General features: G+C 63.6%; 17 protein-coding genes and 1 pseudogene. 6 read left to right on the top strand and 12 right to left on the bottom strand.

The features are described 5' to 3' along the window. Positions 1 to 31: 31 nt before the first annotated feature. On the bottom strand, positions 32 to 871 hold the full coding sequence (locus tag ACRQDJ_RS04110) for a PHP domain-containing protein (protein WP_284889129.1): 840 nt from the start codon (positions 869 to 871) through the stop codon (positions 32 to 34). Between the two features lie 157 nt (positions 872 to 1028). Here ACRQDJ_RS04110 and ACRQDJ_RS04105 point away from each other — a divergent pair, with 157 nt between their 5' ends. The 5 genes from ACRQDJ_RS04105 (at position 1029) to ACRQDJ_RS04085 (ending at position 6353) form a co-directional block, all read left to right on the top strand. Continuing rightward, positions 1029 to 2555, top strand: a complete 1527-nt coding sequence (locus tag ACRQDJ_RS04105) for an aminopeptidase P family protein (protein WP_284889130.1) — start codon at positions 1029 to 1031, stop codon at positions 2553 to 2555. Continuing rightward, the gene (locus tag ACRQDJ_RS04100; protein ID WP_284889132.1) at positions 2555 to 3844 is read left to right on the top strand and encodes a magnesium transporter MgtE N-terminal domain-containing protein; all 1290 of its coding nucleotides are present in this window, start codon (positions 2555 to 2557) and stop codon (positions 3842 to 3844) included. Before ACRQDJ_RS04105 ends, ACRQDJ_RS04100 begins: the two co-directional genes overlap by 1 nt. Continuing rightward, complete coding sequence (locus ACRQDJ_RS04095; RefSeq protein WP_026429524.1) at positions 3837 to 4478, top strand: DUF1003 domain-containing protein; 642 nt, start codon at positions 3837 to 3839, stop codon at positions 4476 to 4478. Before ACRQDJ_RS04100 ends, ACRQDJ_RS04095 begins: the two co-directional genes overlap by 8 nt. After that, positions 4465 to 5622 carry an Mrp/NBP35 family ATP-binding protein gene (locus tag ACRQDJ_RS04090; RefSeq protein ID WP_284889135.1) on the top strand — a complete coding sequence of 386 codons (1158 nt, stop codon included), beginning with the start codon at positions 4465 to 4467 and terminating at the stop codon, positions 5620 to 5622. Before ACRQDJ_RS04095 ends, ACRQDJ_RS04090 begins: the two co-directional genes overlap by 14 nt. 107 nt (positions 5623 to 5729) lie before the next feature. After that, positions 5730 to 6353, top strand: a complete 624-nt coding sequence (locus ACRQDJ_RS04085; RefSeq protein WP_284889137.1) for an O-methyltransferase — start codon at positions 5730 to 5732, stop codon at positions 6351 to 6353. A 215-nt stretch (positions 6354 to 6568) separates the two neighbouring features. On the opposite strand, the gene ACRQDJ_RS04080 is transcribed toward ACRQDJ_RS04085, so the two are convergent. The 9 genes and pseudogenes from ACRQDJ_RS04080 to ACRQDJ_RS04040 all read right to left on the bottom strand — a co-directional run bounded on the left by ACRQDJ_RS04080 (position 6569) and on the right by ACRQDJ_RS04040 (position 15898). Next, entirely contained in the window at positions 6569 to 6736 is a 168-nt protein-coding gene (locus tag ACRQDJ_RS04080) for a DUF3117 domain-containing protein (RefSeq protein WP_016442993.1), read from the bottom strand. A 55-nt stretch (positions 6737 to 6791) separates the two neighbouring features. Further along, positions 6792 to 7574 carry an LOG family protein gene (locus ACRQDJ_RS04075; RefSeq protein ID WP_435714869.1) on the bottom strand — a complete coding sequence of 261 codons (783 nt, stop codon included), beginning with the start codon at positions 7572 to 7574 and terminating at the stop codon, positions 6792 to 6794. Between the two features lie 58 nt (positions 7575 to 7632). Beyond that, positions 7633 to 8772 (bottom strand): mannose-1-phosphate guanylyltransferase, encoded by a 1140-nt coding sequence (locus ACRQDJ_RS04070; protein WP_435717809.1) that lies wholly within the window; start codon positions 8770 to 8772, stop codon positions 7633 to 7635. Positions 8773 to 8774: 2 nt separating this feature from the next. Continuing rightward, positions 8775 to 10073: a YihY/virulence factor BrkB family protein gene (locus tag ACRQDJ_RS04065; RefSeq protein WP_284896703.1), complete on the bottom strand. Its 1299-nt coding sequence runs from the start codon at positions 10071 to 10073 to the stop codon at positions 8775 to 8777. A 58-nt stretch (positions 10074 to 10131) separates the two neighbouring features. Continuing rightward, on the bottom strand, positions 10132 to 10968 hold the full coding sequence (locus ACRQDJ_RS04060) for an exodeoxyribonuclease III (RefSeq protein WP_435717807.1): 837 nt from the start codon (positions 10966 to 10968) through the stop codon (positions 10132 to 10134). 166 nt (positions 10969 to 11134) lie between these two features. After that, positions 11135 to 12001 (bottom strand): annotated as a pseudogene (locus ACRQDJ_RS04055) (bifunctional methylenetetrahydrofolate dehydrogenase/methenyltetrahydrofolate cyclohydrolase); the annotation flags it as partial. Beyond that, a complete protein-coding gene (gene glyA, locus ACRQDJ_RS04050; RefSeq protein WP_284896705.1) occupies positions 12001 to 13407 on the bottom strand; it encodes a serine hydroxymethyltransferase in 1407 nt (468 codons plus the stop codon). The gene glyA and the pseudogene ACRQDJ_RS04055, both read right to left, overlap by 1 nt. Positions 13408 to 13612: 205 nt before the next feature. After that, a complete protein-coding gene (locus ACRQDJ_RS04045) occupies positions 13613 to 15148 on the bottom strand; it encodes an amino acid permease (RefSeq protein WP_435717805.1) in 1536 nt (511 codons plus the stop codon). A gap of 228 nt (positions 15149 to 15376) precedes the next feature. Then, complete coding sequence (locus ACRQDJ_RS04040; protein ID WP_284889146.1) at positions 15377 to 15898, bottom strand: holo-ACP synthase; 522 nt, start codon at positions 15896 to 15898, stop codon at positions 15377 to 15379. Between the two features lie 190 nt (positions 15899 to 16088). Here ACRQDJ_RS04040 and ACRQDJ_RS04035 point away from each other — a divergent pair, with 190 nt between their 5' ends. After that, on the top strand, positions 16089 to 17522 hold the full coding sequence (locus ACRQDJ_RS04035; RefSeq protein ID WP_284889148.1) for a purine-cytosine permease family protein: 1434 nt from the start codon (positions 16089 to 16091) through the stop codon (positions 17520 to 17522). A 113-nt stretch (positions 17523 to 17635) separates the two neighbouring features. Here the strand turns inward: ACRQDJ_RS04035 and ACRQDJ_RS04030 are convergent, their stop codons facing one another. Together ACRQDJ_RS04030 and ACRQDJ_RS04025 are read right to left on the bottom strand one after the other, a co-directional pair. Continuing rightward, the gene (locus ACRQDJ_RS04030) at positions 17636 to 18799 is read right to left on the bottom strand and encodes a TIGR02679 domain-containing protein (RefSeq protein WP_435717804.1); all 1164 of its coding nucleotides are present in this window, start codon (positions 18797 to 18799) and stop codon (positions 17636 to 17638) included. Continuing rightward, positions 18796 to 22944: a TIGR02680 family protein gene (locus ACRQDJ_RS04025; protein WP_435717802.1), complete on the bottom strand. Its 4149-nt coding sequence runs from the start codon at positions 22942 to 22944 to the stop codon at positions 18796 to 18798. Before ACRQDJ_RS04025 ends, ACRQDJ_RS04030 begins: the two co-directional genes overlap by 4 nt. Positions 22945 to 22950: the final 6 nt, after the last annotated feature.

Here is a 22950-nt window from a genome sequence, read left to right as displayed (position 1 = left end):
CCGCCGGAACGCTACGGCAGTGAAGCGCGTTTTAACCTAGCACAGGCAACGCGGTACCGTCGACCAGCTCGGCGATAGTATCCGGGCTCGTGGTGTATTGCCCGAGCCGATTCGTTTTCCCGCGCCCGTGATAATCACTCGCCCCGAAACCGCGCAGTTGCAAACGCGCCGCAATGCGTTCCAGGCCCGGTACCAGCGTCGGATCGTTTTCCGGGTGGCGCAGCTCCACGCCGAATAGCCCGGCCGCGGCCATCTCCTCAAAAGCGCGCTCGGGCACCACCTTATTGCGGGCGGGCGCCACCGGGTGGGCCAGCACCGCTTTCCCGCCCGCCGCCGTGACCATCCGGATTGCCTCGCAAGCCTGCGGCGCGTAATGCGACACATAGTAGGGTCCGTGCACGGAAAGATAGTGGGTAAAAGCCGCGCTCCGGGTGGGAACTACACCGGCCGCCACCAGGGCATCGGCAATATGGGGCCGCCCGACGGTTGCCCCCGGGGGCGTATGAGCCACTACATCATCCCAGGTGATAGGCACGTCCGCGCTGAGCTTTTCCACAATGGCCCGGGTGCGGGTGAGCCGCGATGCCCGCGTGGTAGCTATATGCTCCTGAATCGCGCCATCATGCGGATCGAAAAGATACCCGAGGATATGGCAGGTGATCCCTTCCCATTTCGTGGACAACTCCATGCCACGGATAAGTACGACGGCGCAGGAGGCCGCCGCTGCGGCGGCCTCCTCCCATCCGGCCACCGTATCGTGGTCGGTGAGCGCAATTCCGGTCAGGCCGATACTCCTGGCTTCCTCCACGAGTTCGCGCGGAGTGACCGTGGAATCGGAGGCGGTGGAATGAGTGTGGGTATCGATGGCCATGCTCTCCAGCTTAGTCGGCGTTGGCCGGGGCGCGGGGCCGCGGTGCTTCCTGGCGCCGGCCGGGGCGCGGGTAACCGCGGCGCCGCCCCGCACCCCAGCGCTGCCCGCGGCGCCGGAAAAGTTCGCGGGGCTTTTTATGTCGGCAAAGGGTGCGATAATGGACGGTATGACTACCAAGGGACAGCACGATCAGGATACTGCGCAGCAAAATTTGCGCGCCCGCGGAAATAACCGTTCTCAGCAGCCCAGTAACCTCGAGTTTCGGGAGTTCATGGGCTCGGATTGGGGGCCCCGGCCCGAACCGGCACCGCGCACGGAAGTGGCAGATTATTTGCCGGCCCGCCACGCCGCCCTTTCCGCGCTTTTCCCGGGTGAACGGCTGGTTATCCCGGCTGGGGAAACGAAAGTGCGCGCTAATGACACCGATTACCGCTTCCGCGCCCACTCTGCTTTCTCGCATATGACCGGCCTGGGCGGGGAACAAGAACCCGGCGCGGTCCTTGTTTTCAATCCGCGTGAAGAAGGTGGGCATGATGTCACCCTCTACTTCTACCCGCGCGCCTCGCGTTCCTCAGAAGAGTTTTATTCGGATCCGGCCCACGGGGAATTCTGGGTGGGGGCGCGTCCCTCCCTGGAAGAAGTCAGCCGCGCCACCGGCTTGGCCACCGATTCCCTGGATAATCTTCCCGATGCCCTCGCGAAGGATCTCGGGGAAGGCCAGGTGAGCATCCGGGTGCTCGCCGAAGCATCGGAACAGATCACCGCGCAGGTAAATGACTTGCGTGCCGCGGCCGGGCTTTCGCAGGATTCTGCCCAAGATGTGGAACTGGCCCAGGCCCTCTCCGAACTCCGCCTCATTAAAGATGATTTTGAAGTGCGGGAAATGCGCAAGGCGGTGGAGGCCACCTACTCCGGTTTCGATGAGATTATTCGTAGCCTGCCGCGCGCGGTTGCCCACCATCGCGGGGAACGCGTGGTGGAAGGGGCCTTCTTCGCCCGTGCCCGCGAAGAAGGCAACGGCCTGGGATATGACACCATCGCCGCCTCCGGCAACCACGCCAATACTCTCCATTGGATGACGAATGATGGTGAGGTCCGCGAAGGTGATCTCATCCTCGTGGATGCTGGGGTGGAACTCGATTCTCTCTACACCGCGGATATCACCCGCACCCTCCCGGTCACTGGCACTTTCACGGAAGAACAGGCGGAGGTCTATAACGCCGTGTTGGAAGCTGCTGAGCGCGCCCTGGAGGTGGCCGGCACCCCCGGCGTGAAATTCAAGGATGTGCACGCCGCCGCCATGGAAGTTATTGCCGCGTACCTGGAAAAGTGGGGCATGCTCCCCGGCACTGCCGCGCAGTCCCTGGCCCCCGAAGGCCAGTATCACCGGCGTTGGATGCCGCACGGCACCTCCCATCACCTCGGCTTGGATGTGCATGACTGCGCGGCCGCTCGCCGGGATATGTACCTGGATGCGGAATTGAAACCGGGGATGGTCTTCACCATCGAACCGGGCCTGTACTTCCGCGAAGATGACCTCAAAGTTCCCGAACGTTTCCGCGGAATCGGGGTGCGCATCGAGGACGATATCCTCATCACGGAAAACGGCGCTGAGCGCCTCTCGGAAGATATACCGCGGACCATCGCTGATATCGAAGAATGGTTCACGCGGGTGCAGCGCTAATGAAAACCTCGCAAAATTCTCGCGTTTTTATTGGGCGGCTGGCCGGTACCCCCGTCTACGATCCCATTGGCGACCAGGTGGGTACCGTCCATGATGTCGTCGTGGTGTTCCGCGTCAAAGGGGTACCGTCCGCGGTCGGGCTCACCATTGATGTGGTGGGGCGGCGGCGGGTCTTCCTGCCCATTACCCGCGTCACCTCCATCGCGAACGGCCAGGTCATCATTACGGGTGTGCTCAATATGCGGCGCTTCCAGCAGCGCAGTTCGGAAACACTCGTTATGGCCCAGCTCATTGACCGCGAAGTGGTGGTGCGGGAAACCGGCACCCGCATGAGCGTCGTAGACGCGGCCATTGAGCCGCTGCGCGGGCGCGAATGGGGCCTCACCCAGGTGTATGTGCGCGGAATCGGCACGAATTCCCGCCATTCGGAAATCCTCAAGGTGAGCGAAGTGGCCGGCCTGTCCACCGCGAGCCACACCCAGGGAGCCGCTTCCATCGTCTCCCAGCTGGTGGATCTCAAGCCGTGGGATATTGCGGAAATTTTGCGTGATCTACCCGAGGAACGGATGCAATCGGTCGCCCGGGAGCTTACGGACGAAAAGCTCGCGGACGTCCTGGAAGAACTCGGTGATGAGGACCGCGTCACGGTGCTGGCCGGCTTGGATGTGGAACGTGCCGGTGACGTTCTGGACGTGATGCAGCCCGACGACGCAGCCGACCTCATGGCCGATCTTCCTTCTGAAACAGCCGCGATCCTCCTCGACTCCATGAGTGAGGGCGAAGCGCAGGATGTGCGCCGCCTCCTCACCTATGACGAGCGCACCGCCGGTGGTCTCATGACCCCCAACCCGGTGATCCTTGGCCCGGATGATACGGTCGCCCAAGCTCTGGCCGCAGCCTCCCGCCCGGATATTCCTCCGGCGCTGGCCGCGGTAGCTTTTGTGTGCCGCCCGCCTTTGGAAACTCCCACGGGGCGGTATCTGGGCGCAGTACATATCCAGCGGGCGCTGCGCGAACCCCCGACCACGATGCTCGGTTCCATTCTGGATCGCAATACCGAAGGTGTGGATCCGGAAGCCCCCATCGGTTCAGTCACCCGCGAATTAGCCACCTATAACCTCACCGCTGTCCCGGTAGTAGACCAGGGGCTCCTCCTCGGGGCGGTCTCGGTTGACGACGTTCTCGACCACCTCCTCCCCGAGGATTGGCGTGATATGGACGATTCCTGGGAGGGCACGGATTCCGAAAACGCCACCGCATCCACGACGAACGAGGTGAACCGTGGCTAATGATTTCAATGAACCACTCGAACGCCGCAGCCGCTTGTTTCGGCGCCGGCGCCGCAAGGATCCGGAAGCTGCCGGGCGCGCCGCGGAAAGCATTGCCCGCTTCCAGGGCACCGCGAGTTTCCTGGTTTACCTGACCATTTTCGTGGTGGCGTGGCTGGCGTGGAACACCATGGCCCCCGAAAAATGGCAATTTGATTCTGCTGAATTCGGTTTCACCGCGCTCACGCTCATGCTTTCCTTACAGGCCTCCTACGCCTCGCCCCTCATCCTGCTAGCCCAGAACCGCCAGGATGCCCGGGATAAGGTGAGCGCTGAGCAGGACCGCCAGCGGGCGGATCGGAACCTGGCGGATACCGAATACCTCATGCGTGAAATTGCGGGTTTACGCGATGCGGTGGGCGATATGGCCACCCGTGATTTTGTGCGTTCGGAATTGCGCGATTTACTCCACGAACTGGATGACCGCAATATTGACCGCGCCGCCGAACGCGAAGAACGCATCCGCGAATTGCAAGAAGAACTCGATGCGGTCAAAGCCCAGCGCGAAGCCCGTGATACTCCCGTTGATCCGGGAGATGACCACGCCCGCGCCGCGCTCGACCGCCCTAGGGAGGAGCCCGGTGCCCACGAGTGATCCTGTTTCCAATTCGGTGCCGCGCTCACCCGCGGCCACTACCCTCACCAAGGATCGGGTTCTGGAAGCCCTCTCCGGGGTCATCGACCCGGAGCTACGCCACCCGATTACCGAACTGGATATGATCCACGGGCTGCGGGTAAGCCCGGAAGGTAATGTCACCCTCACGGTGCTTCTCACCACCGTGCACTGCCCGCGCCAAGACGTCATCGAAAAGGAAGTCCGCGAAGCCATTTCCCCACTTGAGGGCGTAGGTACTATCACCATCACCATGGGTGCTATGACGCCTCTCCAGGTACAGCACCTCCAGCAGAAGCTGCGCGGGGGGCGCACCACCCGGGAGATCTCTTTCGCGCGCCCCGACTCCCCCACCCGCGTTATTGCGGTGGCCTCCGGAAAAGGCGGTGTCGGTAAATCCTCCGTCGCCGCGAATCTCGCGGTTGCCCTGGCCGCCACCGGCCAACGCGTAGGCCTCATCGATGCCGATATTTACGGTTTTTCCATCCCCGGGATGATGGGAGTGGATACCCCCGCCCAGCAGCTCAACGGCATGATCATCCCCCCGGTCGCCCACGGCGTGAAAGTCATGTCCATCGGCATGTTTGTGCCCGGGAATACCCCGGTGGTTTGGCGCGGCCCCATGCTCCACAAGGCCCTCGAACAATTCTTCGCGGACGTGTACTGGGGGGATCTCGATTTTGTTTTCCTCGATTTACCCCCGGGGACGGGCGACGTCGCTATTTCTTTGGCACAGATGCTGCCCCGCGCGGATATCCTCGTTGTCACGACGCCGCAAACTGCTGCCGCGGACGTGGCTGAACGGGCCGGTGCAGTTTCCAAGCAAACTGAGCAGACTGTTATCGGCGTCGTCGAAAATATGTCCTACCTGGAACTACCGGACGGAACAAAAAATACTATTTTTGGTTCCGGTGGCGGGCAGCTCGTCGCCACGAATCTCAGCGCGACCCTCGGGTATCCGGTCGAGCTTCTCGCCCAGATTCCGCTGGAGCCGGCGTTGCGGGAGGGTTGCGATGCGGGGACGCCATTCGTCCTCGATATGGTGGACTCCCCCGCGCGTGATATTCTGCGCGGCCTAGCAGCGCGTATCCAAGAGCTGCCGCGGCGCGGGTCGCCGGCTGACTAGTCCAGCGCGCGCCCTGCCGCTTAGCCCGGCGCGCGTATCCCGCGTCATGGCACAGCGCACTATGATAGAAACACTGCTGCGCACGATCCCTGTTTTGGAGGAGGCTTATGTCCGATCGGACCCTAGCGTGGACATACGCTGAAGACGCCGTTATCGAGGGGGATATTACCCGGGCGGCCCGCGCCACCGCCGCTGAGTTTTCCATCCGCTGCGTGAGCCCGGCCTGCGGGAACTTCCTCACCGTGCTGGCGGCCTGCGCAAAGGTCACGAACGCGGTGGAAATCGGGACGGGCAGCGGAGTTTCCGGCCTCTACCTGCTGCGCGCCGGGGATATTCACCTCACCACGATTGACGTGGAGTCCGAAGCCCAGCACGTGGCCCGCTCGCTCTTCGCTCGGGCTGGGGCCAGGCCCGGGAAAGTGCGCATTATTAACGGGCGCAGTGCGGATATTTTGCCGCGGCTAGCGGCCCGCTCCTACGATATGGTTCTTGTCGACGGCGATCCCCTCGAGGCTGCCGGCGACTGTGAAGAAGCATTGCGGATTTTGCGACCCGGCGGCCTCCTGGTGGTGGCTGGCGCCCTTCAAGGCGGCAAAGTGGCTGATCCGGCACGCCGCGAAGAACCCGTCGTCGCGATACGGCACCTCATTAAGGCGCTTATGCGGGCCGAAGAACTCGATAGCAGCCTGGTGCCTCTCGGCGATGGCGTGCTGGTCTGCCGCCTGCGTTAACCGAACCGCCCTCCGGATCTAACCGGGCTGCCCTTCAGATCCAACCGCGACACGCTTGAGCACGCCGGTTCCTGAACGCATACTATCCGCCGGTTCCTGAACACATAGTGTCCGGGTTTCCGAGCACTCCGCGCGCTCCGAGCGCATAGCATCCGGGGGCCGCGCCCGCTGGCTGGCCCCCGGATAGGTAGTAGGTACAGATAGGTTGGTGGTGGTTACTTCTCCACGCTTGCGAGAGCTTCTTTGAGGCTGACGCATTCTTCGTCGTTGAGTTCTAGGACGAGGCGTCCGCCGCCATCCACCGGAATACGAACCACGATTCCGCGCGCTTCACGTTCGACTTCCAGCGGCCCATCACCTGTGCGTGGCTTCATAGCTGCCATAGTGGTTTCCTTCCTGTTCGCCGCAACTATGCGACTAACGTCACCCCTAATTCTACTAGAAGTCTGCCACCTGTTCGCGGCGAGCTTGTCGCGTGGCTTGTTCCGCCGTGAGGGAGCGCTGACCTGCGATAAGAGCATCAACAGCCTCGCGAGCGGTATCCACCACGGTGAAAACATTCGGATCTGCGGGCGAAATCATACCTTCGCTGACGAGGCGCCCGCGGATCCACTCCACGAGGCCACCCCAGAAATCACTGCCCACCAGCACCACCGGGAATCCGGCAACTTTACCGGTTTGTACCAGGGTGAGGGCTTCGAAGAGTTCGTCGAGGGTGCCGAAACCGCCCGGGAGTACCACGAAGCCTTGGGAATACTTGAGGAACATTGTTTTACGCACGAAGAAGTAGCGGAATTCAATGCCGAGATTGACGTATTCGTTGAGGCCCTGTTCGTGCGGGAGTTCGATCCCGAGGCCGATGGAGAGGCCGTCATTGGCCGCGGCGCCTTTATTGGCGGCTTCCATAATCCCCGGCCCGCCCCCGGTAATAATCCCGAAGCCCTGCTGGCTGAGGATATCGGCGGTTTCTTCGGCCACCCGGTAGTAGCGGGATTCGCGCCCGGTGCGCGCCGAACCGAAAATCGAGACGCAGGGCGGCACGTGGGCGAGCGCCCCGAATCCTTCCACGAATTCGGATTGGATGCGCAGCACTCGCCACGGGTCGCTGAGGGTCCAGTCCCCGTTGCTGCGGTTGGAGAGCAGCTTGGTATCCGCGGTGACGGGCGGAATCTGGGTGCCGCGCCGGGTTTGCGCCCCGCGCCGATAGTCGCGTGTGTTCATGGTTTCTATTGTCCTTCGCTGCCTGCGCGCCTTCCACCCCGCTACGCGGAGCGGAAAACTATCTCAGATCCCTGAGCCCTGCCGCGTCCAGACCGTCGACGGCCTTTTTGACGTCCTGTGCTTTCTCCCGCGTGGTCACCAAAAGTGCGTTTTCGGTATCAATAACGACGGCGCCCGGCACTCCTACTACGACGACGGGCTTCGCCGAGCTGTACACCAGTGAATCCGGCGCATCAATGGCGAGCACCGGAGCCCCCGTGCTTCCCGGAACCCGCTGGGCGGTGAGTTCGCCGGCGGGGATGCCTTCGGCGAGGGAATCGTAATCCCCCACATCGGACCAGCCCATATCAGCGGGAACCACGGCCACTCGCCCGGCTGCCGCGGCTGGTTCGGCTACCGCCCGGTCGATGACTTCCTTCGGGATGGAGGCCCATAGTTCTTCTACCTGCGCGGATTGCTGAGCCGAGTCCAGATCCCACAGCTGGGCTAGCTGGCGCAGCGGGGCCGCGATATCGGGGCGGTATTCGGTGAGCATATCCATGAGGGTGGCCGCGCGGGCCACAAAAATTCCGGCGTTCCAGTAGTAACCACCCTGCGCCAGATAGCTTGCGGCAGTATCCGCATCCGGTTTTTCCACGAATTTTTCTACCGCTAAGGCAGCGGTATCGCCCGCGAGCGGCCCACTGGCGAGCGACTCGCCAGCGCGCGACCCGCCAGCGAGCGGCCCACCGGCGCGAATGTAGCCGAACCCGGTGGCCGGCCCGGTCGGGGTAATCCCGAGGGTAACCAGGTAGCCGTGCTCTGCGGCGCGCAGCGCGGTGCGTACGGCCGCGGTGAAGGCCGCGGTATTGGAGATGCGGTGATCGGCCGCGAAGGAACCGACCAGGGCATCCGGGTCGGAGCGATGAGCGAGTGCGGCAGCGATACCGATGGCGGCCATGGTGCCGCGCGGGCTCGGTTCAACCACGTAGTGGAGGGGCGTGTGGATATCGGTGAGTTGCTCGCGGACGGCCGCGGCATGGGCGGTGCCCGTCACGGTGTAGATACTCGATGCCAGCGGGGCGAGCCGGGTCACCGTATCGTGAATCATGGTGTGCCCTGATCCAAAATCGACCAGGAATTTCGGGTGGCTGGCCCGCGAGAGTGGCCACAGCCGTGAGCCGGCTCCCCCGGCGGGAATAATCGCATGGAATGTCACGCCTAGCTGTCCTTTCGCTGCGAGCGGGCGAGTTCGCGTTGCCCGTTCACGTAGTGCGCGCGAGCTTCCTCAGCTTTGAGCTGCGCCTCACGCGCCTTTGATTCTAGCTTTTCGGCCCGGCGGCGAGCCAGGTTCCCGGCCAAACCACCCCATTCGGGAAGCTCTTCTTCCTCATCTTCGGTGGCGTTATCCGGTTCGGGCAGCAGGGAACCCGTGATGGGATCATGCGGCCACGTGAGTGTTTCCGGAACGGAAAGGGTGACGTAATTGGGAGTGGTGGTAGCCCGCAGTTCTTCCGGGTCCTGCGCCACATAAGCCCGGGGCGGGTTCGCCATATAGGCGGAGACCATGAGCACGATACGCGAAGCGAGGTTGAGCCAGAGCAGCAAGGTGGCGATAGCGGCGAAAGGAGCGAGGAGCGGGTTGCCGGACACGCTGGATACCGCGGAGGTACCGACCACCCGAATGATGGAGAGGAGAAGCGCACCGAGGGCCGCCCCCGTGATGAAATCGCGGCGGGGTACCCGAATCCCGGAGGTGAAGCGAATAATGAACATGATGACGAGCGCATCGACGGTGGCCGCGAGCAGGAAGACCGCGATTTTAGTTCCGAATTGCACGAGGGCTCCGTCCAACCCCAGGTGGGTGAGGAGCAGGGTTCCTACCGAGCCGACGAGGGAGCCGATGATCGCGGAGGTGAGGATCCCCAGGGCGAGCACCACGAATCCGGCCAGCCTGAAGAGGATACTCACCGCCCCGTTTTCGGTTCGCTGATTCACGCCGAACATGGCTCCGATGGCGGTGGAGAGCCCGGCCATAATGGACATGGCCGTCCACAACAGCACGGCGCCCGCGATGATGGTTGCCACCACCGAGGTTCCCGAAAGGATGAGGTCATCGGGGTTGATGAGCCCTTCCCCGGAGGAATCTTGAAGGATGCCGGGCAGGGCCGCATTGACGGCATCCACCACGGTTTCCCGCAGCTGCGCGTTCCTGCCGAGGGTGGCCATAAACACGGTCCAGGAAATGGTGAGGGCCGCGGTGATGGCGAAAAGCGCCGAGTAGGCGATTCCACCGGCGAGCAGGCCCCCGCGGGCTTTACCGTAGCGGCCGATCCCCCGCATAATGCGCGTGCCTTGCACCCATTCAACGAGGGCTTTTCCTTTATGTACGACGCCGCCCATGCCGCTTTCCGCCACCCGGGCCCCGCTGGGTGCACCCCGCCGGGCGGCTTGCCGCCCGCGCTGATCCACCCCGAAAGCCCGGGAAGTCCTATCCATCACTGTGTTCTGCTGTGTCACATAGCCATGGTACGTGAGGCCTACGACAAAAACAGAAGTTTTTGATTCCTCAACGAGTTTAGCCTTCGAGTTGGTAGTCCACCGTGAGTGGGGCGTGGTCGGACCAGCGCTCAGCGTAGGAGGCTGCCCTCCCGATGGTGAAACTTTGCGCGGTGGTGGCAAGTGCAGGGCTGGCCATATGGTAGTCGATACGCCAACCCACGTTGTTATCAAAAGCTTTGCCGCGCTGACTCCACCAGGTGTAGGGACCTTTACCTTCGTGCCCCTTGTGTTCCAGCAGGGCGCGTTGCACATCCACCCAGGGCCCACCGAACCACCGATCCAGGTAGGCGATTTCATCGTCGAGCACCCCGGAGGTGCGATTGTGGTTAGACTTCCAATTCTCAATATCGGCTTCGGTATGGACGATATTGAAATCTCCGGCGACCAGGGTGCGGGCGGCCGGATCAAATTGCGCTAAGCGGGCGCTTACCCGTTCCAGATGCGCGTATTTTGCCGCCATCTTTTCTGGATTATCCGCCACTCCCGAATGCAGGTAGGCGCTCACCACCCGCAGCTGGTAATCCGGGAGTTCTACTTCAAGCCAGCGCCCGCTATCCACCGGAGCTTCTTCACTGACTGGCTTTCCATCCGCGCCCACGCCCAGGTGATTCCGGATCTCACCCACACCGATGCCTTCCCGCACCGCGACCGCAACTCCGGCCCGGCCTTTGATATCGGAAACGGCCGTGTAGATCCGGTAGCCGGTTCCCGCGAAAATATCTGCGGTGATATCCGCGGGGGCACGCACTTCTTGAAGCAGGATGATATCCGCGGCGGTGGCTTCCAGCCAGGCCGCGATTCCTTTACGCGCGGCCGCGCGAATTCCATTGACGTTGACGGTGCTTATCCGCATCTCATTCCCCTCCGTGCCCTGCCCCGGACTGCTCCGGGAGGATCTGTGCGGCCGCGTGCTCTTCTGTTGGGCCCTGCTGTTCGGTTGCGCGCTGCGCCGGCGCGTCCGGGCCGACTGCGCCGCCTACTGCACTGCGTGGCTTCGCCCCATCCTGCTCCGCAGCGCAGCGTTCGGCCATATCTACGACGTTGCTGAGCAGCATGACGCGGGTCATCGGGCCCACCCCGCCGGGATTGGGTGATACCCAGGCTGCGTGATCGCGCACGGCCGGGTCTACATCCCCGAGGGTGCGCCATTTTCCTTCCGCGGTGCGCTCCCGGGTTACTCCCACATCAATAACGACGGCTCCGGGGGCCACCCATTCCGGGCGAACGAAACCAGCCCGGCCCACCGCGGCGATAATAACATCAGCGCGCTGGCACAGCTCGGGAATATTCGAGGTGCCGGTGTGGCAGAGCGTGACGGTGGCATTGATATTTTTCCGGGTGAGCAGAAGGCCGATGCTTCTTCCCACCGTGATTCCGCGCCCGAGGACCACTACGTGTTTGCCGGCAAGGTTGAGCCCGTGGCGTTCGATCAGCTCCACGATGCCGGCCGGGGTGCAGGGCAGCGGGGAGGTGAGCTGGCAGCTCACGCTTGCCACCAAGCGCCCGAGGTTGATCGGGTGGAGCCCGTCGGCATCTTTATCCGGGTCAATCGCTTCGATGAGGCGAGCTTCGGGAAGCCCGGCTGGGAGCGGAAGTTGGAGAATGTACCCGGTGCAGGCCGGGTTGGTATTGAGATCGCGCAGCGCAGCGGCCACTTCTGCCGCGGTGGCGCTAGCCGGCAGTTCTACTTGCAGAGAGGCGATACCCACCTCCGCGCAATCGCGGTGTTTGCCGCGTACATACGCCGCGGAGGCCGGGTCATCACCCACCAGCACGGTGCCGAGTCCGGGAGTGTAGCCGCGAGCGCGCAGGGCTTCCACCCGCACCCGCAGTTCATCTTTGATAGCGGCGGCAACCGCGCGCCCGTCCAAAAGTTGCGCTGCCATTACTCGCCTTCACCGCTCTGTGCACAGGTGCTTCCAGGGGCGGCACTAGCTGCGTGCCCGCCGCAGCAGCCGTTTCCGGATGCGCCCGAAGTGCCCGATGCGCCTGGAGCGCCAGAACCGCCCCCGACCTGATCGAGGCCGGCGTAGAGCGGGAAACGGTCCGCGAGCGCGCGCACCCGGGCACGTAGCTCCTCCACCGGTGCGGAGTGCCCGGCGATGAGAGCGCGGGCGATAATATCGGCAACCTCCGTGAATTCTTCCGGGCCGAAGCCGCGGGTGGCCAAGGCCGGGGTGCCAATGCGCAGCCCGGAAGTGACGAAGGGCGGGCGCGGGTCATAGGGAACCCCGTTGCGGTTGACGGTGATACCGATGCTACCCAGCAGGTCCTCCCCTTCCCGGCCGTTGATCGCGGCATTGCGCAGATCCACGAGGACCAGGTGCACATCCGTACCCCCGGAAATAATCGAGATGCCTGCCTGCGCCACATCGGCTTCCGTGAGCCGGGCTGCCAGGATCTGGGCGCCTTCCAGGGTGCGGCGCTGGCGCTCACGGAATTCTTCTGTGGCCGCGTAGCCGAGGGCCACCGCTTTCGCGGCAACCACGTGCATAAGCGGGCCACCCTGGTTGCCCGGGAACACCGCGGAATTGAGCTTTTTCCCGTATTCTTCCCCGCGGGCAGAGAGAATCATTCCCGAGCGGGGCCCGCCCAGGGTTTTGTGGATGGTGGTGGTGACCACATCCGAGTACGGGAGGGGATTGGGGTGCAGCCCGGCGGCAACCAGGCCGGCGAAATGGGCCATATCCGTCCACAGCACCGCGCCAACTTCATCAGCGATGGAACGGAAAGCCGCGAAATCCAGGTGGCGCGGGTAGGCGGACCACCCGGCGATAATCATGGCGGGGCGTTCGCGCAGCGCGGTTTCACGCACCTCATCCATATCGAGAAGATAAGTTTCCGGATTGACGTGGTAGGCGGCTACCTCATAGTTGCGCCCGGAGAAATTGAGTTTCATGCCGTGGGTAAGATGCCCGCCCTGATCGAGGGCCATGCCCAGAACTTTGCCCCCTGGTTTCACCATCGCGTGGTACACGGCGGCGTTCGCCGAGGCCCCCGAATGGGGTTGCACGTTCGCGTAATCAGCCCCGAACAGGCTTTTTGCCCGCTCAATGGCGAGGGTTTCGGCCTTATCCACCCATTCGCAGCCCCCGTAGTAGCGCCGCCCGGGATAGCCTTCCGCGTACTTATTGGTGAGAACAGAGCCCTGGGCTTGCAGAACCGCGCGGGATACGAAATTCTCCGACGCGATCATTTCCAAGCCTTCTTGCTGGCGGCGCAATTCCCCGGTGAGAATCGCGGCTACTTCCGGGTCCGCCACGGCCAAAGGTTCATCCAGTGGTGTACTCATGTCTCTCCTCCACACCTTCCACGCCTTCGCTGTTAGGTCGACAGTCTACCGCGGGGGTGCGACACAAAAATTGCAGCGAAGCTTTCCGGACCACGCGGGCCGTTGCGGCGTCGTCGTGCTGCACGCGGATGGGAACGACGGCGCACGGCCCGCGAGCAGCGAGCACCCGCGCAACAACGCCGCGCCGCACGCAACAACGCAGCGCTTAGGAAATCTTGGGTGCGCTTAGATCGGCGTGCGCCAAATCCGCGGCGGGGCTCTTCGTGACGAGTTTGTGGCCCCACCACAGGGCGAAGAAAAGCGGCAATCCGATATAGGAGGAGAGCAGGTCGAGCGCACCGCCGCCGGAGGTAATAATGAGGTAGCTCTGCCCCACGATCACCACCGCGCACATCACCAGCGCCACGATGGGGCCGGCCGGGTAGAACCGCGCTTTGAAGGGGAGTTCGTCGAGGCTGCGGCCCTGGGCGATGAAGGCGCGGCGGAAATTGTAATGGCTCCACGCGATGCCCATCCACGTGATAAAACCGGCCAGCCCGGAGGCATTGACGAGCCAGGCATAAGCTTTGCCGTCGCCCATGAAGGAGGAGATGAAGCAGGCGGTGGCCACCAGAATCGTGATGATCATGGCGTTGAGTGGGACGCCGCGGCGGGTCAAGCGCGCCAGGAATTTCGGGGCGCTGCCCTGTTCGGCGAGTGCGAAAAGCATGCGGGTGGATACGTAGAGTCCGGAGTTTCCGGCCGAGAGCACCGCGGTGAGAATAACGGCGTTCATAACCGCGGCCGCGAAAGCCACCCCGGCCCGCTCGAATACCAGGGTGAAGGGCGAGACGGCGATATCGGAGATGTCGGTGCGCAGCAGATTCGGGTCGCTGTAGGCCACCAGGGTGCCCACCACCACGATCGCGCCGATGTAGAAAATGAGGATGCGCCAGAAAATTGTGCGGGTAGCGCGCGGGACGGTGGTGGCGGGGTCGCGGGCCTCCCCCGCGGCGATGCCCACCATTTCGGTGCCCTGGAAGGAGAAACCGGCCACCATGAAGACCGCGAGGATTCCCGCCCCGCCGTTCACGAAAGGCGCCTCGCCTTCCGTCCAGTGCGCGAGCCCGGGGCTGGCCCCGAACACGCCGGCGATCATGAGCAGGCCCACCGCGATAAAGGCAAGGACCGTCACCACTTTAATGAGGGCGAACCAGAATTCGCCTTCCCCGTAGGTGCGCACCGAGAGCGCGTTGAGCAAAATGAGGAGGGCCAAAAAGACCGCGGACCACACCCAGCCGGGGGTGTCCGGGTACCAGTACTTCATAACGAGCGCCGCGGCGGACAGCTCGGCGGCCACGGTGATGGCCCAGTTGTACCAGTAGTTCCAGCCCGTGGCGAAACCGAAGGACGGGGAAACGAAACGCCGCCCGTATTCTTCGAAGGAGCCGGCGACCGGCAGGTAGGCCGCCATTTCCCCTAAGGATTGCATGAGGAGGTAGACCATCATGCCGATGAGCCCGTAGGCCACCAGAGCCCCGCCCGGGCCGGCCTGGCTGATTGTTTCACCCGAAGCCACGAAGAGCCCGGTGCCAATCGCCCCGCCCACCGCGATCATGGTGAGGTGGCGGGCGTGCAGGCCGCGTTGCAGCTGCGGCTCGGCGGATTGCTCAGACTGCGCAGATTGCGCGGCTAGCTCGGGTTGTTCGGCCCGCTCAGCTTGTGCAGCTCGCCCAGGTTGTCCAGCTTGCTCTGGTGCCACGTTTTCTCAGCTCCTTCATCGCGGCGCCCTGTGGGCGGGCCCGCTCCCCGCGGTGGTCGCGCCACCGCCTCAGTGCTTCGTTCGTACCGGCACACGGTAGTGTACGCTGCCACCGCCGCGCTATTGCTTCTCACACAGCGAGCCGCGGGTCTATTTCCGGCCGGTTCGGGGTGTAGCGGCGGCTTCTTCGGGGTGTAGCGCGGTTTAGGACCGGGTGTAGCTGCGGTTTTAGTGCGCGCGTGCGGCCCGCCGCACCTCGCTATTGTTCTGGTATTCAATAAGAACGACGGCGCTGGCCACGTTGCCATCATGACTCATCGACACATGAATATTCACGCTCCCGAGGGTTTTATGGACCGCCCCCGCTATGGGTGCCCCGAGGATAATCGCGGGGCGCCCCCAGCGGTCATTGGTGATCTCAATAGCGTCCCAATGCCCCTCGGGCAGCACCGGTTGGGAGCCGTACAGGGCCGCCGACCACGCCTTAATAAAAGCTTCTTTGGCCGCCCAGCGCGCCGCCAGATGCGGGGCGAGCTCCGCGGCCGGGATAACGGTCTCAAATCCGGCTTCTTCCGCGGCCGGGGTGGCGAAGGCCCCGGCGGCCTCGGTGCGGGTATGGCGCTGGGCCCGGCGGATCGCGTAGCGCATTTCCCGCGCGGTAAAAACATTGCGGAAGCGGGAGCCGGGTAAATCCAGCTGCTGGGCGAAGGCATCAATGGCCACGGTATCGGTTCCAATTCCCGCGATCACGGCGTGCTCCTTCCCGGTGACGTATCCGTTTAGCCAGCTCAGAGCCAAAGTGGCGCCGTCGTTCCTATGACTTTCGCTCCCGTGTGGCTTTTCCCTTTTATGGTAGACGAGGCCGCCGCTCGCTGTCTGCTCTTCCCGAATTTTGCTTTTCCTCTACCATTCGCCGCTGAGCTGGAGAAAAATAGTCCCTATGGCATCGATAGAGACAACCGGTATCGAAATAGTCGACGATAGTGAGCGCACCGCGAAACCCCGGCATCTGTTCCTGCCGTGGTTCGCCTCGAATATCTCCGTTTTCGGGATGAGTTACGGGGCGTGGGTGCTTGGATTTGGTATTTCTTTCCCGCAGGCGCTGATCATTACGGTGATCGCCGTGATTCTGTCCTTCGCTATTTGCGGGGTGATCGCGCTGGGCGGCAAACGCGGCTCGGTGCCCACGATGGTCATGTCGCGCGCGGCTTTCGGGGTCAGCGGCGCGAAAGTTCCGGGCATTATTTCCTGGCTGACCTCCATTGGCTGGGAAACCTCGCTCGCCATTACCGCAGTTCTAGCCACTAATACGGTGCTGGCGCGGCTGGGCTGGGCCGGGGAAGATTCCACCACGGTCAAAGTGGTGGCGGCGGCCATTGTTGCCACCCTCATCGTGCTGGGCGCCGTGGCCGGGTATCACATTATTATGAAAATGCAGGCGGTTCTCACCTGGATCACCGGCATCACCACCATTATCTATATTATTTTAGTTTTCCCACATCTCGACGCCTCCGCGCTTTTCTCTCACTCTTCCGGCTCTGTTGCGGCCATGCTCGGCGCTTTCGTTATGGTGCTCACCGGTATGGGCCTGGGCTGGGTGAATATCGCGGCGGATTGGTCGCGCTACCAGAGCCGGCAGGCGCGCGGCAGCCATATTATTTTCTGGAATACCCTGGGTGGTTCCCTCGGCCCGGTGGTCCTCATTAGTTTCGGGCTGATGCTGGCCGGTTCGGACGACGCGCTCTCCGAAGCCATCGGCGCCGACCCGGTCGGGGCGCTGGCCACTATCCTCCCCACCTGGTTCCTCCTCCCCTTCCTCCTCACCGCGATTCTTTCGCTACTCTCCGGCGCGATTAACGGTATTTATTCTTCGGGGCTCACCCTCCTGACCCTGGGGATTCGGATTCCGCGCCCGCTCGCCTCCCTCATCGACGGCGTCATTCTCACCGTGGGAACCGTGTACGTCACCTTCTTCTCGCCCACCTTTATCGGCCCCTTCCAGTCCTTCCTGGTCACTTTGGGGGTACCGCTTGCCGCGTGGACCGGTATCATGATGGCGGATATTACGTTGCGTAAGCGTGATTACGACGACGACGCGCTCTTCTCCCCCACCGGCCGCTACGGCAAGTACAACATGACCTCGCTGGCCATCCTGGCGGTGTGCTGCGTGATCGGTTGGGGTTTGGTGGTCAACGGCTTCTCCGATGCCCCCTTCAATGATTGGCAGGGCTACCTCCTCCCCCTCATCGGCGGGGTGGACGGGCCGCTCGGCTCGGGCAATATCGGCGTGATCCTGGCTCTCATTATCGGCTTCGTGGCCTACTACGGGCTGTGTGGGGCGCGGGTGCGCCGCCAGGAAGCGGATATGCGCTAGCGAGTGCCGGCGAGGAGGGTGTGTTTTTCCGGGATGTACTTCGCACGTACGACAAGCGCAGTACAGCTCTGAAAACAGATCCCCCCTCCCCAGGGCGCATCCTGTTGGGCTGCTTAAAGAGCCAGATCGCTCATGAGCTCCTCGATGAGTTCTTCTTCGTATCGGCTTTCGCCTTCCGGCATGCGCCAGGTGGTGGTGTGGGGAAGTTCGAGCATTTTTCGCACGAAGCCCCAGCCGGCTGCATCGCCGTCGGCCCGGACATGCAGCCTGGCACATGCGGATAGCTGAGTGAGGAGCTGGACCGCGGCCTGGCTGAGGTTACCGTAGGTGCAGATGAGGGGCCGGCTGGCCGGCCCGAAGCGGTCCGCGGCAGTTTCAATGATCGAAGGATTCTCGCATACGTACACATCGGAAATACCCGGGCGCAGGCGCAGCCCGGAACCCTGGCCCGGCCCTGCTCCCACGCCAAGCCCCGAGTCCGAACTTGGTCCTGTTCCCGCGCCAGACCCCGAGCCTAGGCTGCGCAGGGTCAGCCATACGGGTTCACCCTGCACGGCAGCTAGGCGCGCCGCGGGAGTCTCCCCCACCAGGGGAAGATTAAGAACCAGCACTTGGGAAGAGACCCCGTCGCAGGTGATCCCCACTCCGGCCCAGGCCTGATGCCAAGCGGCGGCGTCGGCCAGCGGATCGAGGTAGGGTTCCGCGCCGAGCGCGGCGGCGGTGCGCGCTACGGCCTGCCCGAGCGGCCGGGAGCGGTCCAGGGCGTGGGCGTCGGAAAACAGCCCGGCAGCCAGCACGGACAGCAACTGGCCTTCGAACCGCGGCAGTTCGTGGATAACCGCGGCGATTTCCTCGGCGCGCTCTCGCCAGGACGGGGCGCGGCCCAGAATAGAGAGAATCACGCTCTCCTGCGCTATCCCGAGCCCCTGCAAAATCCGGGTACCGGCCGCGCGATCCAGCGCCACGCGCTCGCGGGCGGCCTCTTTTTCCGCGGTGATATCACGCAGCGGGCCACCCAGGTAGACCAGCAGCTCCTCAAGATCCGCCCCGTTATCACGCAGGCTCGCCCGCAGCTGCCGCGCCTGAAGTGGCTTATGCCCGCGAGCCCACCCGGCCGGGATGAGCCGCTCCACCTGGATACGTTCCGCATCCGTGAGGCCCTTGCCCAGTTGCGAACGTTCCGCCAACTTGCCTTTCTCGATTTTTTCCCGCGCCTGGCCGAGTAACTTGCGCGGCCCGGGCAGATTCGCCCACTCCAGGATATGAGCGGGAATCACAGCAGCATCCCCTCAGCTTCCGGTTCCCCCACGGGAGATGGGCCGGCGTCGTCGACCCAAGAACACGGCAATTCAATGGACTCCAAAGTATTGCCCGCCCACAATTCGAGGGTGACGTCCGCGCCTTCGAGGGGCGCGGGCGCCCGGACCACCTGGTAGATGGCGGCGGCCGGGACTTCCTTAATATTGACGAGGCGGCCGGGGCCAACGAGCAGCACGTCCAGGTCGAAGTCGCGGAGCATACTCATCATGACGCCCTTATTGGTGTCGTCCAGGCCGTCGAAAGCCTCATCGAACCAGATCGGGCGCGGAGAATTTTCCGTTTTTAGGTAGAGCGCGGCCAGGGTGCTGATAAGCGGCGCCATGAGCATCACGGCGCGGGCCCCGCCGGAAAGCTCCGAGTACGAACGCGTGGTCAGCGGCCCCCAATTGCCCTTATCGAAGCGGCGTTCCAGGTTAATCTCATACCAGGTGCGGTAGTCGAGGCGCCGCGCCAATTCATCGGTCCAGTCGTTGAGGGCCTGGTCCTGGGCGCTACGTTTGGCCTCGTCAATCTTGTTTTTGAGGGCGGCACGCACCTGATCCTGGACCTCTTTTTTGAAGAGCGTGGAGCCGGTGACCGCGTTGAGCAGGTCAGCATTCGCGCCGGGCTGGAGTTTCACGCGCAGGGTGGTTTTATCGGTGCCGGTGGGGTGCTTGGCGAGCACCGTGTTAATACCCGCCACGATCTCCTCCGCCTCGCCAATCTGCTCACGCAAGTACTCCAGGAAGGTCGAACCGAGAAGCTCATCGAGGGTTTCGCGTTCGCGCATACCGTAGGTGGTGGCGATATCGTCCACGGCTTTGCCCAGGCGCACGATCGACTCGTCGATGCTCACGCTCTGGCCGTTGGAATCGATGCGGATATCGATCTCGAGGAGCGGGCGATCCACCCGGGCCGTCACGGTTCTACCGCCATCCTCAAGCTTGGCCCGCAAATCCCGGATAGCATCCTCGGCTTTGCGCCGCAGCTTATCGCGGGTGGCGTAGTTATCGGCGCGCTGCTCGGGGCCTTCTTTCCAGCCCCGCACCGTGACTTCGCGGCGGACCGTTGCCACCTGCTCGCGCACATTCGTAATCGCCGAAGACTCACTTTCGGGTAGCTCCAGCTGGATTCTGCGCGCCAGGCCCGCATCGATAAGTTCGCGGAAGGCGGCGTAGCAGGTATCGCGGTTCGCGAGGGCGCGCTCGCGTTCCTCGGTCACGCGCTCCAATTCGTTACTGGCGCGCTCCAGGTTGACGAGGGCCTCGGAATGCTGTTTCTGGGCTTGCTCGCGTTCGGCTTCCAGCCGGGTGATCCGGGCGGCGCATTCCTCAACCTGCTCCAGAATGGCCACGTCACTCTGGTTCGCGGTTTCTTCCAGGACCCGCAATTCTTCGCTGTGGGCGGCCAGGGATCGCGCGGTTTCCGCCAGGCGCCCGCGGGCCTGCTCAAGACTCGCGCGGGCCTCCTCCAGGCGCCGCTGTGCTTTTTCCAGTTCGCCGCGCGCGGACTCTTCGCCGAGGAGTGCTTGGCGCCATGCATCCAGGTGGCGCAGCCCCCGCTGTAAATGCTCCCGCAAATTATCCAGGCCGTCCCGGTCTTTGGGCAGGGCATGCTCCGCGGCGTACTGCGCGAGCTCGGCCTGGTGGTTATCGCAGCGGGTGCGGGCTTCTTCCGCTTCCTTCTGTTTCGCCGCGGCCTCGGCTCTATCGGCCCGGGCACGCTCATCGTCCTTATTCCAAGCGGTCAGCAAGTTTCGCAAAGCAATATCGCTGGGGGCTTGCGCGTACTGGGTATCGAGCTCAGCGCCGCGCCGCTCCAGTTCTTCAACCTGGCTGGTGTGCGTTGCGATATTTGCCAGCAGCTGGTCTTTTTGGGTGGCCAATTCGGCCAGCCGGCGCCGGCGCTGCGCGGCCCGGGCTTCTTCACCCAGCCATTCGGCTACCTCGCGGACCGGCAGCGCGGTACCGGCCAGGCCGGCAGCCTGCCAGCGCCCGTCCACGCTAATGGCCAGGCCCTGCGCGGGCATCGCCGCTCCTGCCGGCACCAAAGCCACCCCCGCCAGCAGATTATCCGCCTGCCGGCCCAGGGCGCCCGCGGATTCGCCAGTTTCCAGGGCATCGGCCAGCGTCCGGCTAGCGGTGCTGGCCGGGAGGGGTGCGAGGAACGTGTCGGCGTCGTCGTATATACCATTTTCCGCAACCCAGGCGTCGAGGAGACCGGCGGCGGCAAGTGCCGCTTCAATATGGGCGAGGTCGGCGGGCGCGACTCCCGCGCGCGGGTTGAGGAGCTGCCACAGGACGGCGCCGGGCGCGCCGTCACGCGAACGCCGGCGCCACAGCTGCGGGGCGAGCGGGGCCTGGACGCCGGTGGATTCCAGCGCGGCCACCTCGGTATCGATTTGCGTGACTTGTTCGCGTAGCTGGCGAATCTCCCCGAGTTCGCGCTCGGTGCGGGCCTGGATCTCGTTTTTACGGGGCTGGTACCAGTCGCGACGGATCGCTTCCGTGAGGGTGCCGGCCGGGCAGGGGTAGCTGGTGGGGAGCTGGCTCAACCACGCCTCGGCGCCATCCGCGTCAACGCTGCTGGCCCACTCGGTCACGCTGCTGGAGAGCCGTTCGTATTCTTCTTCGACCCGATTCCAGGATTCTTCAGCGCTGTGCTTGCTTTTCTCCGCGCGGGCCAGGGCATTGCCCGCGGTATTTTCCAGCAGCATCGCCTGCTGCGTGGCCTGTTCAACAACTTTGAGCAGGGTGCGCGCCTGCCGCAGCTCCCCCTCGCGCTCGTCGTGCCATTGGCGCAGCCGCGCGATATCGACGGATGTTTCGCCGGTATAGCCCGCCGCGCGGAACGTGCTCACGGCGGTGTCTTTCGCATCGACCACGCGGCGCTGGGCCTGATCCAGGTTCGCGGTGCGTTCGCTCACCTCGCCAGAATCGTGTTCCTCGCGCTGGCGGCAGCGCTCCACATCCGCGTTATCGCGCTCGTGCTGGGAAGTATCACGCCGGACCAGTTCCCGCAGGGAACGCACCTGCGCCGCGCGGCTTTCCGCATCGCGGTAGGCGGCCGAATTGCGCAGGGCCTCATGCTGAGTTCTGGCCTGCTCCAGCTGGGCGCGCACCTCCTCCAGCGCGCTATCGAGGGCCTCTTTGCGTTCCCAGTTCTCCGCTAATTTCGCGCGGGAATCGTTTTCGTTCCGGGTCACCTTATCGAGTTCGGAGCGCGATTGCGCGGCTTCGTCCGCCGCGATGCGCAGCACCGCTTTGGTCCACGGCCACCAGTGGGTTTTGATGAAATCCTTAACATCGCCGAGGGCTTTTTTCGTGGTATCGAGGTCTTTGCGGATGCCGTCAAGGGCATCCCAGCCCCGCGCCAGTTTAGTTATCTCGGTGGTTTCCAGGGCCGGCAGCGCCTCGCGCAACTTATCGGTCACGAATTTGGATTCCAACTGCGCCCCGAGTTTCGGGGTGCGGGTAACCTTGAGGATCCGCCCGATTGCTTCCAGTTTCTCCCAATCGCAGCTGAAAAGTTTGCGCGCCACGGTTTTCCGGTAGGAGGTGGCATTATCGTGCACCTGCCAGCCGGGGGCAGTTATTTCTTTCGCGGCGTTCACGGTTCGCCCGGAAAAGATCGCCAGATCCCCGCGCACCCGGCTCTCCTCGCAGGTACACCACTTGGCGTGGAAACGAGTATTGCCCTCCCGCCAATAGGTGTAAAGCAGAGTAGTGAAGAAATGGGGCTGCCCGTCAATAACCCGACCGTATTCCACCCAGAGCCAGCCGTGGTAGAAGGAGAGGTCGCTGGTGCGCCGGTCGGAGCCTTCGTGGGTGGGCCGCACGTAGTAGCCGAATTGTTTCCCGGACCGCCCCAGGGTGTCGATTTTATCCGGGGAGGTATCGCCGAGCAGCGGAATGAGCGTGGTGAGGGCCATGAGGGTGGATTTCCCGGTTTCATTGGCTCCGAAAAGCTGGGCCCAGCCGTCCGCGAACCAGTATTCCACGGCTTCGAATTCCCACAGGTTGACCACTCCGGCGCGCAGCACCTGCCAGCGGTCCAGGCGGGGCATGGGGAAGCCGCCGTTTTGCCAGGCTTCGCGCCAGGCTTTCAGTTCATTCGCCTCCATGGCTCC

The organism is Actinotignum urematis (genome assembly GCF_051264595.1).
GTDB classification, from domain to species: Bacteria; Actinomycetota; Actinomycetes; order Actinomycetales; family Actinomycetaceae; genus Actinotignum; species Actinotignum timonense_A.
This window is presented reverse-complemented; position numbering and strand designations above follow the sequence as displayed.

Bases quoted from the DNA above. Each gene is read 5' to 3' on its own strand.
- ACRQDJ_RS04075 (WP_435714869.1), bottom strand. From the start codon at position 7,574: ATGAACACACGCGACTATCGGCGCGGGGCGCAAACCCGGCGCGGCACC.
- ACRQDJ_RS04060 (WP_435717807.1), bottom strand. From the start codon at position 10,968: ATGCGGATAAGCACCGTCAACGTCAATGGAATTCGCGCGGCCGCGCGT.
- ACRQDJ_RS04110 (WP_284889129.1), bottom strand. From the start codon at position 871: ATGGCCATCGATACCCACACTCATTCCACCGCCTCCGATTCCACGGTC.
- ACRQDJ_RS04100 (WP_284889132.1), top strand. From the start codon at position 2,555: ATGAAAACCTCGCAAAATTCTCGCGTTTTTATTGGGCGGCTGGCCGGT.
- glyA (WP_284896705.1), bottom strand. From the start codon at position 13,407: ATGAGTACACCACTGGATGAACCTTTGGCCGTGGCGGACCCGGAAGTA.
- ACRQDJ_RS04085 (WP_284889137.1), top strand. From the start codon at position 5,730: ATGTCCGATCGGACCCTAGCGTGGACATACGCTGAAGACGCCGTTATC.
- ACRQDJ_RS04105 (WP_284889130.1), top strand. From the start codon at position 1,029: ATGGACGGTATGACTACCAAGGGACAGCACGATCAGGATACTGCGCAG.
- ACRQDJ_RS04025 (WP_435717802.1), bottom strand. From the start codon at position 22,944: ATGGAGGCGAATGAACTGAAAGCCTGGCGCGAAGCCTGGCAAAACGGC.
- ACRQDJ_RS04080 (WP_016442993.1), bottom strand. From the start codon at position 6,736: ATGGCAGCTATGAAGCCACGCACAGGTGATGGGCCGCTGGAAGTCGAA.
- ACRQDJ_RS04035 (WP_284889148.1), top strand. From the start codon at position 16,089: ATGGCATCGATAGAGACAACCGGTATCGAAATAGTCGACGATAGTGAG.